We start from the raw sequence: 14,574 nt of genomic DNA, 5'->3' as shown, positions 1-14,574 counted from the left end.
CCCCTAGCCGCTGTAGCTGGATAAATAAAAGCGAAAGCGGCTTGACCAGGGGCGACAGGCACAAGGCGAGCCGGCATGAAGGTCGTTCTTTGACCTTCGTGACGGATTGACTTGTGACCCCGAGCCCCTAGCCGCTGTAGCTGGATAAATATAAAAGCGGAAGGCGCACAAGCATAAGACAAGCCGGCCGAAAGGTTGCTCTTTGACCTTTTGGACGGATTGGCTTATGACCTCGAGCCGATGGCGCCTGTAGCTGGATAAATAAAAGCGAAAGCGGCTTGACCAGGGGGGTGTAACCCCCACAAGTTGACGCTCCCCAAATATAAAACGAAAATAGTCATCTAGTGATGACTATTGGCTCGTTAACACATAGCGAATCGTAATATCTTGTCGCACTTCCTCAGTCGGCGGAACAGCGTATTCAAGTTTTTGTCCATTCACATAAATTTCGGTATCGGATGAACGTCCAACCACTATGATTGCTTCGGTTTCCTTTGAGAAATCAACGGTCTGGCTTTCTGTTGCTCCCTTTTTTAACATCCCTTGGAAGAAAGATGTGCCTTTGCCATTTAAAATATTAATCCAGGTTTCTCCAGTTGTCGCCACCATTAATTCAAACTTGTCCGTATTTTTCAGTTCATAGGTTGTTTCACTACCTTGGGCTGAAACGACTGCTAAAGCTTGAGTTGCAACTTCTTCTTGCTTTTTATCTTCCTCTTTTTCTTTATCTTTTTGTGATTTTTCTTTAGTCTTTTTATCTTCATTTGCTTTCTTTTCATCGTTAGCAGCTGTTTCTTTTGCTTCTTCATTTTTCTTTAATTCTTCAGACTCTTCGTCGATTGTCACTGCTTGGTTACCATTTGCCATTTCTTGCTTGTCTTCATCACCTGCACTTTTCTGAGCAAACATATAGAAAAGCGCAATAGCACCGATGATAAACACACCAATTAGGATTTTAGGAAGTAGGTCTAGCATTTTTGAACTACCTGCAGGAATCGCCTTTTTTGTTTGAACACGGGAAATCGTTTCATTAATTTCCTCATCATGAGCGGGAGGAATGTCAGCTTTAAAGCTCTCAAATAATTCTTCGTGGTCAATTCCTACTGCCTCAGAATATTGTTTAATGAACGCCCGCACATAAAACTTGCCAGGCATCATTGAATAATTACCTTCCTCGATTCCCTGTAAATAACGCTTTTGAATTTTTGTTAGAGTTTGAAGATCATCCAAGCTTAGTCCCTTTGCTTCACGAGCCTGCTTCAGTTTATTTCCTAGTTCATTCACTGAAAAACACCACCAATATTAAAAATCAAAACCGACAATATCAGAACCTCCAAGACTACTATCAACCAATTCATAGTTAATCTCTTCGTTCGGATCATTTCTCAGTTCAATTATGTAGTCAAAATCATCCATCGTATATTCCGTATTTTGGATAAAAACGTCTGGGTGTTCAATCACCTTCACAGTTGGCATGCGCATAATTTCACGTATTAATTGCCAATGCCGTTCATTCGCCCGACGAGTAGAAACAATTCCATCAATTATGTACACATTGTTCTCACTATATTCATCTTCGATTAACTGATTTCGTATTGTTTGCTTCAATAACGTTGAGGAAACAAACAGCCATCTTTTACTTGCACAAACACTAGCGGCAACAATCGATTCGGTTTTTCCGACTCTGGGCATCCCTCGAATCCCGATTACTTTATGACCTTCCTGCTTCATTAATTCTGCCATAAAATCAACTAAAACACCAAGTTCATCACGGATAAAACGAAAGGTTTTTTTATCATCCGCATCTCTTTGTATGTAGCGCCCATGTCGGACGGCTAATCGATCCATAAGCTTTGGTTCACGAAGCTTGATTACCTTTATTGTATCCATTGTTTTCAAAATTGACTCTAAACGTTTTATTCTTTCATGTTCATCAGCTTTAATAAGTAAGCCGCGGCGTCCTGAATCAATTCCATTTATCGTTACAATATTTATTTTTAACATACCTAATAATGAGGAGATATCACCTAATAGACCCGGACGGTTTTTTTGTATTTCATATTCCAAATACCATTCTTTTTTTTCCATTACTTAACCCCCATATCCAGTCGAGAGATATTCTTCCTCTTCATCATCTAGGTACTATAATATATGATTTTCTGTGAAGATGAAAGGGAAAACCAATTAACAAACAATATTTAACTAAACTCTAATCGTAGCACAATTTTGAACAATAAAAAAAGAGAGGAAATCCTCTCTTTTTTAGCGCAATCATCGTGTTCCGTCGTTTGACACAAGTTTCACCATAATATTAGCAATAGCATGCTGCTCCTCTTCTGAAGCAACAGACCATAGATCAGCAAGAATCTTTTCCTGATCATTTTTTGGCTCTACTTGGTTAGCTAAGTAGTCACCAATTTGGTATGCAAGGTCATTGACAACCTCTTTGTTCATTCCAGTATTTTGCGCCTGATGAAGTCGATCTCCTAAGAAATCCTTCCATTGTGACCAGTTATCTAAAACAGACATCGTTAGTCCTCCTTTATAAGTAGTACGATATTATTTTGCTTAAAGAGGAGACATTATATTCACGATTAATATTTTTTCATTTTGAAAAATATTACATATACCACCCGCCATTAATTGCGAGGATTTGACCAGTTATGTATGCCGATTGCTCAGACAAAAGAAAGGAAACACCATCTGCGATATGATCAGGTGCACCTAAGCTTCCAATTGGAATATCAGCTCGGAGCATATTGAGGTCTTCTTCTGAAAAATCGCTCAGCATTTCTGTCGCAATGGCCCCAGGTGCAATCCCGTTCACACGTATACCGTTTAAAGCAACCTCTTTACTTAATGCTTTTACAAAGGAAATTTGACCACCTTTAACGGTTGAATAAGCCACTTCACACGCAGACCCTGTTTGTCCCCATATCGAGGAAATCACAATGATACTTCCACTTCTTTTATTAAGCATTTTAGGTAATAGTATCTTTGTTAACAGCAATGGGGCTTTTAAATGCAAATTTATTAAATGATTTAAATCGTCTTCAGCCAAGTCAACTAACAGCCCATAATGGCTCGTTCCACTATTGTGCACAATTCCATCAATTGAAAAAACACTAGCTGCAACATGGTCGATTCCATTTGATTCTGCCAAATTGGCTTTAATTGGAATATATTCTCCACCAAAGGGCTCCAATTGAAACAACAGCTTTTCAATTGCTTTTTCATTAGTATGATAATGCAAATACAAGGAAAATCCCTCATTTGCTAACTTCAAGGCAATTGCCTGACCAATACCACCGCTAGCTCCGGTAATCAATACAAATTTTTTCATTATATTTCTCCTCCAACAACTATGTTCGGATTGGAAAAAGCGTCGACTAGCGACGCTTTTCATCCATTTTATTTAGGGATTACTTTGCACACTGTGAAGCGCTCCTCGGCGACTAATTCAGCCGCTGCCTGCTTCACATCCTCAAGCGTAATCTTCTCCAAGGTAGGAACAACCGCGAACAAGTCCATCTCATTAAAAGCATAACGGGTGAATTGATTAGCGATATATTCAGGAGAGTTGACTGCTCGTAAAAACGCACCAATTTTTTTCTTTTTCGAACGACTTAATGCTTCTTCGCTAAAAGTATGACTATCCTTCACTTCAAAAAACATCTGTTTTAGCGTTGCAGCAAGCTTATCCGGATCATTGGTATCGCCTCCAGCCATCGCAAAGCCAAAGCCCTTTTCAAGCGTATAATCGAATGAGAAAGTATCATCAATTAAACCGGCACTATAGAGCTTATGATAGTTTTCACTGCTTTTTCCGAATAACAAATCGAGCAATACATTCACTGTTAATTCTGCTTTAAGCATTTTCTCTCCTTGTAATTCAGTGTTTAAAGCCTTTAAACCAACTAGACACTTCGAAGTTTGCACATTCATTTGTAAAATCTTGCTTGCTTCAGCCACACTTTGAGGCTCCTTGGCAAACTGCCGCTTTATTTCAGGTTGATCTTTATATTCCTTTTTCGCTTGGTTATCGACAATCTGCTTCATGATTTCATCAGGATTCACTTGACCGACTACAAATAGCAGCATATTACTCGGATGATAGAAGGTATGGTAGCATTCATATAGCATATCCTTCGTTATATCAGTAATCGAAGCAATCGTCCCAGCTATATCAATTTTAACAGGATGATTTTGGTACATATTTTCAATTAATCCAAAATAAAGGCGCCAATCTGGATTATCATCATACATCGTGATTTCCTGTCCAATGATTCCTTTTTCCTTCTCAACTGTCTGCTCAGAAAAATAGGGATCTTGCACGAAATCAATTAACGTTTCTAAGTTCTTTTCAACATCGGATGTACTTGAAAATAAATAAGCAGTTCTTGTAAAGGAAGTAAACGCATTTGCGGATGCGCCTTGGCGACTAAATTGTTGGAACACATCACCATCTTCTTTCTCAAAAAGCTTATGCTCAAGAAAATGGGCGATACCATCTGGAACCTTTACATAATCAGATTTATCAAGCGGAACAAAATGATTGTCAATGGATCCATACTTCGTTGTAAAAGTTGCGAACGTCTTATTAAATCCTTTTTTCGGCAAAATATAAACATCTAAACCGTTATCCAATTTTTGATAAAATAATTCTTCTTGGAGCTGGTCAAAAGTAATTTTCTCCATCATTCGCCCGCCTCCGTTCCTGTAAGAAAGTAGATGGTATCTAGTTCAATTTTTTCAGCAACCTTAACAATTTCCTCACGAGAAGTTTGTTCCATTTTTTCAAGCCAATCATCCAGGCTTATGTTTGTACCTGCAACTACATTATGATAAAGAATTTCGACCATTCCTCTTGAGGTATCAACCGTTTCCAACAATTGATTTTTAATCACGGCTTTCGTCTGTTCAAGCTCCGAATCACTGAAATCTCCATTTTTCATCGCTTGCATTTGTTCCTTAATGATGGTGACAGCTTGTTCGAAATTTTTATTATCAATACCGGACATGACCATCATCAGCCCTTTATGGCTCTCAAGCCTACTTGCGCAATAATAAGCTAAGCTTGCTTTTTCGCGGACATTAATAAATAGCTTAGAGTGTGAAAAACCACCATAAATACCATTGAACAACTGAAGCGCGAAGTAATCGGCGTCACCATATTGCACATGGGTGCGAAAGCCGATATTTAGCTTTCCTTGCTTGACGTCCTGCACCTCTTTTACTTCTTTTGCCTCGATTACTTTTTTTGTATCGGTCACTTCTTGCTGCATACGTGTGCGCGGCGTAAACTGCAAGAGTTCATTAGCTACTGCTTGAACTTCTGCTTCATCCACGTCACCGATTACATAAAAGTCCAATTCATCCTCTGCAAATGCTTGTTTAAAGTACTGAAATAGGCTTTCAGACGTGATCTTATCCACCTGCTCCATTTGTCCATGAACATGAAGCGCATAAGGCTCATCCTTACACATTTCTTCCACTAAACGGAAATTGGAATAGCGCATTTTATCATCATAAACAGATTGAATCCGTTGCTTTAATGTCCTTTTCTCGCTTTCGACCGTGGTGGCGTCAAATGCGGATTCTGATGCATTTGGTTTAGTCAAAATTTCAGAGAAAAATTCTATCGCTTTTCTTAATAAAGGGGTTGGGTCCGTTAAGAATTTTTCATTTGCCACCTCTAGAGAGAAGCTTATAATATGATATTCACCTTTCTTGGATAAATCGACATAGAGGGAAGCGCCGTATAAATCATCCAAGAAGGAACGTAATGCGGTTGTCGTTGGGAATTTTTTTGAGTTGCTTTGCAGGACGTAGGGTAATAACGCTCTTAACGTAACTTCATCTTTATTTAATGGGGCTTTCATTTTCCAAATAAAGGTGTTTGTTTTGTATTTTTCTGTTTTTACAATATGAAGGTTATAGCCCTTCATTTCTGTAATGGCTTCACTGATTACAGTCATTTTCATCCTCCTGACGGAATGCATATGTCTTATCTTATGTAACTGCATGTTGTGTTATTTTTCCCAATTAGGAATAATTCAAGCATTTTCGCGAGAATCAATAGTAGTTAATTTCTACTATACCTTTCAGTGCCTTTTTTTTACAAGTATTACGCAAAAACCCCTAGCTTAAAACTAAGCCAGGGGTTTATTTCATTATCTTTTACCAGAATCAAATGGCTCGCCAGCCGCTTTTGGTGCTTGTGTCGATTTTGAGAAAACAACTAAAGCTAACAGGGTTACCACATACGGGAATGTCTTAAGAATAATCGGTGGGATAACAGCAAACTCCGGGATTACTTGTGATACGTTGGCAATTGTACTTGCAAAGCCAAAGAAGAAGGTTGCCCCAAGCACACCATAAGGACGCCATTGCCCGAAAATTAATGCCGCTAATGCCAAGAAACCTAGACCAGAAACCGTTCCAGTGAATTCACCAGCATACGTAACAATAATTAATGCTCCACCTAAGCCAGAAAATGCTCCGGAAATGATGACACCACTATAACGAATTGCCCGGACGTTTACGCCAGCTGCTTCTGCCGCTTGTGGGAATTCACCGCAAGAACGCAAACGCAAACCATATTTCGTTTTATACAAGATAAACGTACTTACGACTAGAACAACCAAAATGAACCAGGTTGTCGGATAGGTTTTTGTAAAAAACAAATCTCCGATAATCGGTATTTTTGAAAGTAGTGGGATATCCATTGGCGAAAATCCGCTCGTTAAACGAATGTTACCACTACCAGTAATATTTCTTGCTAAAAAGACCGTTAAGGCTGAAGCGATTAAGTTGATCGCTGTACCACTAATGATTTGATTTGCACTTAAGTTAATACTGGCAAATGCATGTAGCAAAGAAAACAATATCCCTGCAGCTGTCGCAGCCAGTAAGCCCACCCAAAGTACCCAGGTTTCATTAGGCCATGTTTGTTGCATATAATAAATGGCTAACGCACCTGAAAATGCACCGATGACCATTAAGCCTTCTAAACCAATATTAACAACCCCACTTCGTTCACTAAACAAACCACCTAAAGCAGTAATGAGTAGTGGAATTGTAAATACTATCGCATATGGGAAAATTTGTTCAATGATTGTCCACATTTTATGATTCTCCCTTCTTTACATCAGGGACAACGACTTCTTTACTGGAACGAGTTTTCCAAAATCTTTTAATCACTCGTTCAATCAGAATACTTGTTGCCGCAAAATAAATGATAATCGCGATAATAGTATTCGCAAGCTCAGGCGGTATTTCCGTCATGGCGTTCATAAAACCAGTTCCTGAATATAAAACTCCAAACAGAATCGCGGCAAAAAATACGCCTACTGGAGAGTTTGCCCCTAATAATGATACGGCAATTCCATCATAGCCAGCAGTCGGCAGGATTCCAATTTGAATAGTCGATGCGTTCCCTGTATATAACGCCACTCCAGCAAGACCAGCCAGTCCTCCTGAGATGAGCATCGATAGTATAATATTCCGATTCACATGCATACCCGCATACTCTGCGGCGTGGCGGTTAAATCCAACTGCCTTTAACTCAAATCCTAAAGTTGTTTTATTAATGATAAAAGCAATAATAATGACCGCAATGACTGCCAAAAAGATCCCCATGTTAATATAAGATCCTTGGAACAAATCAGTTAAGAATGGTGTTCTCAATGTAGCTTCATCAGGTAATTTACGTGATTCTGTTTCTAGGAATTCTCCTTTGAAATAACTTGGAACAACATAATAAACTGTCCAATATGCAATCCAGTTCATCATGATTGTCGAAACAACCTCGTGAACATTGAATCTTGCCTTTAATAAGCCAGGAATAAATGCAAATAGAGCACCACCTAAAAATCCAGCAAGAATCATTACAGTTAATAAAATGGGTCTTGAAAAGTCAAAAGTTAAGCCAATCGCCGATGCACAAAGTCCTCCGATGAGCATTTGACCTGATGCACCGATATTAAATAGACCTGTTCGAAAGGCAAATGCGACTGACAATCCTGTAAACACTAACGGCGTCGCAGTTGCTAATGTGTCACCAATACGGGGTACGTTTTTTAATGCCCCTTGGAACAAATACGTATAGCCTTCAATCGGATTGCTTCCGATAAATAGCATTAGAATACCGCCAGCTAAAAGACCTAATATAATGGCAATTAATGATACGATGAAATTTCTCATACGCTACTCTCCTTACTAACGCCAGCCATCATTAAACCTACTTCATTTTCATTGGTTTCTTTTGCATTAACGACTCCAATAAGTTCCCCATTGTTTACAATCGCAATGCGATCGGATAGCTGCAGCACTTCATCGAGTTCTAGGGAAACAAGCAAAACTGCATTTCCTTTATCCCGATGCTCAATTAATCTTTTATGAATATACTCTATAGATCCAACGTCTAAACCTCGGGTTGGTTGGACAGCGATTAGGAGCTTAGGATTTAACTCAATTTCCCGACCGATAATGGCCTTTTGTTGATTTCCTCCTGACAGGGTTCGAGCAATCGAAGCTGCCCCCTCACCAGAACGCACATCAAAGTTATCAAGAATTTTCTTTGCATAGTTTCGAATCGCTGCACCATTTAATAAACCATATTTCGCAAATGGTGGTTTTTTATATACCTCAAGCACCATATTCGATTCGAGCGTATAGTCTAATACTAATCCGCGTTTTTGACGATCTTCAGGGATGTGCCCAATCCCCTTTTCGATTCTTTGATAAATTGGAATATTGGAAATATCATCACCTTTTAAGAAAATTTTTCCTGATTCCATCTTACGAAGCCCGGTAATGGTTTCTACTAATTCTGATTGACCATTCCCCTCTACTCCAGCAATTCCTACAATTTCTCCTGCTTTGACTTCTAAGGAGAAATTTTTAAGGCCCATTACTTTACGATTATTTTTGGCAGAAACAGAATCTATTTTAAGTACGACTTCACCAGGTGTACTTTCTTTCTTATCCACTTTGAATGAAACATGGCGCCCTACCATCATTTCTGCAAGGCTCGCTTCACTCGATTCCGCAACATTCACGGTTCCAATACCTTTACCTCGTCTAATGACCGTACAACGGTCAGCTACCGCTTTAATTTCCTTTAATTTATGAGTAATAATAATAATCGATTTACCTTCTTTAATAAGGTTACGCATAATTTTCATTAATTCTTCAATCTCGCTAGGTGTTAACACCGCAGTTGGTTCATCAAAAATCAATACTTCCGCTTCACGATAAAGCATTTTCATAATTTCAACCCGTTGTTGCATACCAACAGAAATATCTTCAATTTTCGCATGAGGGTCTACGTTTAGACCATAATGTTTTGAAAGCTCTGCAATTCTCTTAGCTGCTTTATCAATATCTAACGTGATACCTTTTAGGGGCTCACTGCCTAAAATAATATTTTCAGTTACAGTAAAGTTATCAACAAGCTTAAAATGCTGATGCACCATTCCAATCCCTAAGCGATTCGCTACGTTTGGATTAGCGATTTTAACTTCTTTCCCTCTGATTTTCACCTGGCCCTTTTCAGGCTGATACATTCCGAACAATACACCCATTAACGTTGATTTACCTGCACCATTTTCACCTAATAGGGCATGAATTTCCCCTTTTCGGAGCGTCAAGGTAATATTATCATTTGCAACAATACCCGGAAATTCCTTCCGAATATTCAGCATTTCTACAACATATTCCATGGTAGCACTCACCTTTTTATCTAGATTAACAACAGGAATCCCCTATCCTGACACCGATAAGTTCCATTACTCGATGCTTTTCGAATGCTATTCTTTTCCAATATCATCATAATTTCAAAAGAGACGGTGCGAACCCGTCTCTTTTGTTTTCTAACTTACTTCAACAGGTCGCCTTGTTCCCCAGCAACCTTGATTTCACCAGCTTTAACCTTTTGGAAAATATCCTCAACTGTTTTAACAGTATCATCACTTAAGTTAGGATTTTTCTCAGGTAAGCCAATACCATCATTTGTTGCATCAAATGTTAAGGTTTCGCCACCAGGGAATTTTCCGTCTAACTCAGCTTGAACCATGTCGAAAGCTACTTTGTCAATCTTCTTGATTGCTGATGTTAATACAACTGATTTATCACCTTCGTATTTACCATCGTCATATTGGTCAACGTCAACTCCGACCATCCAAACCTTTTCACCAGCTTTAACACGTTGTTTTGCTTCATTGATTGCACCAACGCCTACTCCGCCAGCTGCTGCGAAAATAACATCTACCCCACGGTCATACATTTGAGCTGCAATTTGTCCACCAGCTGCTGCGTTATCAAATGACCCTTGGTAAACTACGTTATCTGCTTTGATAGTAATATTTGTGCCTAAATTTTCATTTGCATATTTTAAACCTTGTTGGAAGCCCCAGTTAAACTTTTGCACAGCTGGAATTTCCATACCACCGATAAATCCTGCTTCGCCCTCTTTTAATTGAAGTGCTGTTGCAACACCGGCTAAGAAACCTGATTCATGCTCCGCAAAGAAAACTGCTACAGTATTATCGTTTACGACTGGCTTAAAGTCACCTTTGTGCGGGTTACCATCGATAATGACAAATTTAGCATCTTTATACTTGTCCTGTGCTTGATATACAGCAGTTTCAAATTTAAATCCAGGAGTTACGATAAATTTATAACCTGCATCATACAAGTTACCCATTTCTTTTAAGTATTCAGCTTCTGTAGTACCAGCTGGCTTTAAATATTTTGCTTCAACACCAAGCTCGTCTTGTGCTTGCTTAATACCTTCCCATGTACCTTGATTAAACGATTTATCATCGATTGTTCCTGCATCAGTTACCATACCTACTTTAAGGTCGGATTTTTTACCGCCCTTGTCGTCTTTATCGTCTCCACCTTCGTCACCACCGCCGCAAGCAGCTAGAATCATGCTAATAACTAAGAGCAAAGACAAAACAATACTAAACTTTCGCTTTTTCAAGGCTTGTACCCCCTAAATTGTTTGATTTAGTAAGAATGTTTAAGCGTACTAGCACTAGTTTGTGTCAAGTTAACGGATTAAATTCGTTTTCTTAGGACGTTAAATTCAAACTTATCCGCCTTGAAATAATTGACAGAAAATAGGATTGGCTCGTCTGATTCGTCATAATGCATTTGTGTTAATACTAGCAATGCAGTTTCAGGGTCACATTTCAAAATCGGCGAAATTTTTTCATGATACCCGAGCGGTTCAATTTGAGCAACCGCATAGGTGATCCTCCGATTTGAAACAGCTTCTAAAACTGAAAAGATAGATTCCTGACCAGTTGTATAGGATTCAGGAAGTATTTTTTCCGGTATCTTATCGATACAATATACAACCGGTTGTTCATTAGCGGTCCTTACTCGCTCACTAACCACAATCTTTTCATCCAGAGAGCAAGAGAATCGACGCAAATCAGCTTCAGTAGGATCAAACGTCTGCGAGTGCAAGAATATGGTTCCAGGAGTCATTCCTGCATCCTCAATCATACTGGTGACACTCTTGAGCTGTTCGATTCCTGACGTGAACAACGGTTTTGCGCTAACGAAAGTACCAACGCCATGACGCCGAATGATAACGCTTTCTTCTTCAAGAATACGTAACGCTTCACGAAGTGTTGCCCTGCTCACACCAAGCTTTTTCGCAAGCTCGAATTCAGAAGGTAGTTTTTCTTTCTCTCGATAGATACCTTTTTCGATATCCTGCTTAAGCCGATCGATAACCTGTAAATACAAGTGTCGACTATCAGATTTAATTGACATGCTGTTTCCTCCGACAATTCTTCATTCAGACATCAGACCTCTGATGTATTACATTCCTACTAATCGAAAATAATATAACATACTTTTCTACTATAAATAAACAATGATTTTCATTTTAGAAAAAAAAGCAATATACCAACTTTTAATTGGATTGAATCACTTGACAAAATCATTTTCAAGTTATCTCGATATATTAATATAAAAAATATTTATTGATTATTTTTACCATGCAATGCTTAGTATTGCTCAAGTGTCTTGAATTTAATATACGAAAAAAAGAGGCCTGTCTTAGTTTAGACAAGCCTCTTTCATCATGCTTCTTTATCTACATCTTCTTTATTTTTTCCAATTAAGACTGCGCGCGGTTTACTACCCTCGTAAGGACCGACAACACCACGAAGCTCCATTTCATCAATTAAACGAGCTGCTCTCGTATAACCAATTCTAAATCGTCGTTGCAGCATCGACACCGATGCGGTCTGCATATCGATAATTAGCTCTACAGCCTCATCGTATAAATCATCTTCTACCTTTGAAAAGTTTGAAGGAGTGTCGTCAGGAATCATTTCTTCCTGATACTGCGCCTTTTGCTGTGTAATAACAAAATCAACCACATCCTCCACCTCTTGGTCAGAAAGAAATGCTCCTTGAACCCGTACCGGCTTAGATGAGCCTACTGGTAAAAATAGCATATCTCCTCGCCCTAGTAACTTTTCAGCACCGCCCATATCGAGAATGGTTCGCGAGTCTGTCGCTGATGAAACCGCAAAGGCAATCCGTGATGGAATATTGGCTTTTATTACCCCGGTAATAACATCAACTGATGGTCGCTGTGTCGCAATAATCAAATGAATTCCCGCAGCACGAGCCATTTGCGCCAATCGGGTTATCGAATCCTCTACATCAGAAGATGCGACCATCATTAAGTCTGCTAATTCATCGACAATGACGACAATATAAGGTAGCAATGGCTGTTTTGCTTCTTCCTCTGCATTGTGTCTTTTTACGTGCTCGTTATAGCCTTCAATATTTCTCGTTCCAGTATGAGAAAATAATTCATAGCGACGTTCCATTTCGCTAACGACCTTTTTCAATGCCTGTGATGCTTTTTTAGCATCCGTAACAACAGGTGCAAGTAAATGGGGGATACCGTTGTATACATTTAGTTCAACCATCTTAGGGTCAATCATCATCATTTTGACTTCATGCGGTTTAGCGCGCATTAAAATGCTTGTAATAATCCCATTGATACAAACACTTTTACCGCTACCGGTTGAACCAGCAACTAGTAAATGCGGCATTTTATTTAGTTCGGCTAGTTTTGCTTCGCCGGTAATATCACGACCAAGTCCGATCAACAGCTTCGAGTCTGGGCGATTATTTTGTTTCGATTCCAGTACCTCTCTTAAGGAGACAATGGCAATTTCTGAATTAGGTACTTCTATTCCAATCGCTGATTTACCTGGAATTGGAGCTTCAATCCTGATATCTTTTGCAGCTAGTGCTAACGCTAGGTCATCACTAAGGCTCACAATTTTACTCACTTTCACCCCTACATCAGGATGAACTTCATACTTAGTAACAGCTGGTCCTAAATGAACCTGAGTCACACGAGCTTTCACACCGAAACTATGAAACGTCCTCTCAAGCTTCGCTGCATTGGCATGGATTAATTCATATTCGCCACTTTGGTCTGTATGGCGCGGAAAGTTTAATAAATCAAGAGGTGGCAATTCATAGGATTCATTCTCTACTTCAACAAAGGTGATGTTAGGTACAACTTCTTCTTGCTGGCTATGATCATCCTTTTCAAGCGGTGCTTTGGTTGTTGGTGTAGGCTTTACCACTTGTTCCATTTCGTTAACAGGGTAGGCACGTTCAGCAAAGCTCGAAATAATCGGCTCCGGAGTTGGAATGATTTCTTCACTAAGCTCAGCTCCATCGGCGATTGGGACAGTGATTTCATCTTCTTCCTTCGCTTTACTTTTCTTTCTTGACCTAGACGTTCGAGTTTCAGCAGGCTTTTGTTTTTTCTCTTCCAGCTTTTGCTTCCGGTTTTCGCCCCACTCTTTTATGTCATGTACAAATGCATTCCATTGCCCAGCGCTAAAATGTCCAAGCTTAATAAACATTTTCTCAAGTGCTGCACTTAGTGATTTTCCGGTAATTAAAGTAACCCCAATTAAAATGAGTACAAAAGCAACAATTTTTGAGCCAGCTTCTGCAAAGAGGAAATTAAATAATGCAAATAAAATTGCCCCAATCATTCCTCCGCCTAATTCACGAGTACTAGTCTGATTTTGAACTTCCCCATTCCACCAAATATCAAATGTCTTCATAATAACGCTTGGATTTTTAAATTGACCGCTATTGGACAATATCTCAATAAAATTAATGTGGTCGAACAAAAGGATAGCAGCTGTAATCAAATAAGCACCGATTAGTTTAAGATTTAGCAAATCGGGCAAATCCCGTTTAATCATCATGTAGACACTGAAGGCCAACAATCCGAGGACGCTTAAAATATACCATTCCCCCATAAAAAAACGGAAAAATAGAATAAATGCCGCTCCAGCTTTCCCCAGCTTTGCCATTGTGATTAACGAAAGTGCAATAATGATTAATCCAACAAGCTCATATTTCATCGTTTTCTTTATTTCAACTTTTTTCTTCGTTCGCCGTTTCGTCTTGGCCATTTCATCACCTTGATGTTCATTTTTTCCATTTCTAAAATCGGAAGAAAGAAAGCAGCCTTGTCTTGGCTGCTTATTTGACCCTTAT

Annotated in this window: 12 protein-coding genes; all 12 read right to left on the bottom strand. The window is 39.1% G+C overall.

The features are described 5' to 3' along the window. Positions 1–351: 351 nt before the first annotated feature. The 12 genes from FXW34_RS01545 to FXW34_RS01490 all read right to left on the bottom strand — a co-directional run bounded on the left by FXW34_RS01545 (position 352) and on the right by FXW34_RS01490 (position 14,489). Positions 352–1,284 (bottom strand): helix-turn-helix domain-containing protein, encoded by a 933-nt coding sequence (locus tag FXW34_RS01545; RefSeq protein WP_147532209.1) that lies wholly within the window; start codon positions 1,282–1,284, stop codon positions 352–354. 18 nt (positions 1,285–1,302) lie between these two features. Then, on the bottom strand, positions 1,303–2,088 hold the full coding sequence (locus FXW34_RS01540; RefSeq protein WP_147532207.1) for a YmfK family protein: 786 nt from the start codon (positions 2,086–2,088) through the stop codon (positions 1,303–1,305). A gap of 183 nt (positions 2,089–2,271) precedes the next feature. Continuing rightward, positions 2,272–2,529 carry a DUF3243 domain-containing protein gene (locus FXW34_RS01535; protein WP_147532205.1) on the bottom strand — a complete coding sequence of 86 codons (258 nt, stop codon included), beginning with the start codon at positions 2,527–2,529 and terminating at the stop codon, positions 2,272–2,274. Between the two features lie 91 nt (positions 2,530–2,620). Continuing rightward, on the bottom strand, positions 2,621–3,343 hold the full coding sequence (gene ymfI, locus FXW34_RS01530) for an elongation factor P 5-aminopentanone reductase (protein ID WP_147532203.1): 723 nt from the start codon (positions 3,341–3,343) through the stop codon (positions 2,621–2,623). 68 nt (positions 3,344–3,411) lie between these two features. Next, the gene (yfmH, locus tag FXW34_RS01525; RefSeq protein WP_147532335.1) at positions 3,412–4,698 is read right to left on the bottom strand and encodes an EF-P 5-aminopentanol modification-associated protein YfmH; all 1,287 of its coding nucleotides are present in this window, start codon (positions 4,696–4,698) and stop codon (positions 3,412–3,414) included. Continuing rightward, the gene (gene yfmF, locus FXW34_RS01520) at positions 4,698–5,978 is read right to left on the bottom strand and encodes an EF-P 5-aminopentanol modification-associated protein YfmF (RefSeq protein ID WP_147532201.1); all 1,281 of its coding nucleotides are present in this window, start codon (positions 5,976–5,978) and stop codon (positions 4,698–4,700) included. The genes yfmH and yfmF overlap by 1 nt, the downstream gene beginning before the upstream one ends. A gap of 195 nt (positions 5,979–6,173) precedes the next feature. Then, a complete protein-coding gene (locus FXW34_RS01515; RefSeq protein ID WP_147532199.1) occupies positions 6,174–7,127 on the bottom strand; it encodes an ABC transporter permease in 954 nt (317 codons plus the stop codon). A gap of 1 nt (position 7,128) precedes the next feature. Beyond that, positions 7,129–8,205 (bottom strand): ABC transporter permease, encoded by a 1,077-nt coding sequence (locus tag FXW34_RS01510; RefSeq protein WP_147532198.1) that lies wholly within the window; start codon positions 8,203–8,205, stop codon positions 7,129–7,131. After that, on the bottom strand, positions 8,202–9,725 hold the full coding sequence (locus FXW34_RS01505; RefSeq protein ID WP_147532196.1) for an ABC transporter ATP-binding protein: 1,524 nt from the start codon (positions 9,723–9,725) through the stop codon (positions 8,202–8,204). Before FXW34_RS01505 ends, FXW34_RS01510 begins: the two co-directional genes overlap by 4 nt. Before the next feature lie 155 nt (positions 9,726–9,880). Further along, entirely contained in the window at positions 9,881–10,990 is a 1,110-nt protein-coding gene (locus FXW34_RS01500) for a BMP family lipoprotein (RefSeq protein WP_147532194.1), read from the bottom strand. A gap of 77 nt (positions 10,991–11,067) precedes the next feature. Next, positions 11,068–11,793, bottom strand: coding sequence for a GntR family transcriptional regulator (locus tag FXW34_RS01495; RefSeq protein WP_147532192.1), 726 nt, complete (start codon positions 11,791–11,793; stop codon positions 11,068–11,070). A gap of 311 nt (positions 11,794–12,104) precedes the next feature. Next, entirely contained in the window at positions 12,105–14,489 is a 2,385-nt protein-coding gene (locus FXW34_RS01490) for an FtsK/SpoIIIE family DNA translocase (RefSeq protein ID WP_147532190.1), read from the bottom strand. Positions 14,490–14,574 lie beyond the last annotated feature (85 nt).

The sequence above is a fragment of the Bacillus marasmi genome, assembly GCF_902168435.1.
Classification (GTDB): Bacteria; Bacillota; Bacilli; order Bacillales; family Cytobacillaceae; genus Bacillus_BU; species Bacillus_BU marasmi.
The sequence above is the reverse complement of the archived record's forward strand: the minus strand, read 5'-3'. Positions and strand labels throughout refer to the sequence as shown.

Excerpts from the sequence above, each read along its gene's own strand:
- FXW34_RS01540 (WP_147532207.1), bottom strand. The coding sequence starts at position 2,088 with ATGGAAAAAAAAGAATGGTATTTGGAATATGAAATACAAAAAAACCGT.
- FXW34_RS01535 (WP_147532205.1), bottom strand. The coding sequence starts at position 2,529 with ATGTCTGTTTTAGATAACTGGTCACAATGGAAGGATTTCTTAGGAGAT.
- ymfI (WP_147532203.1), bottom strand. The coding sequence starts at position 3,343 with ATGAAAAAATTTGTATTGATTACCGGAGCTAGCGGTGGTATTGGTCAG.
- yfmH (WP_147532335.1), bottom strand. The coding sequence starts at position 4,698 with ATGGAGAAAATTACTTTTGACCAGCTCCAAGAAGAATTATTTTATCAA.
- yfmF (WP_147532201.1), bottom strand. The coding sequence starts at position 5,978 with ATGACTGTAATCAGTGAAGCCATTACAGAAATGAAGGGCTATAACCTT.
- FXW34_RS01515 (WP_147532199.1), bottom strand. The coding sequence starts at position 7,127 with ATGTGGACAATCATTGAACAAATTTTCCCATATGCGATAGTATTTACA.
- FXW34_RS01510 (WP_147532198.1), bottom strand. The coding sequence starts at position 8,205 with ATGAGAAATTTCATCGTATCATTAATTGCCATTATATTAGGTCTTTTA.
- FXW34_RS01505 (WP_147532196.1), bottom strand. The coding sequence starts at position 9,725 with ATGGAATATGTTGTAGAAATGCTGAATATTCGGAAGGAATTTCCGGGT.
- FXW34_RS01495 (WP_147532192.1), bottom strand. The coding sequence starts at position 11,793 with ATGTCAATTAAATCTGATAGTCGACACTTGTATTTACAGGTTATCGAT.
- FXW34_RS01490 (WP_147532190.1), bottom strand. The coding sequence starts at position 14,489 with ATGGCCAAGACGAAACGGCGAACGAAGAAAAAAGTTGAAATAAAGAAA.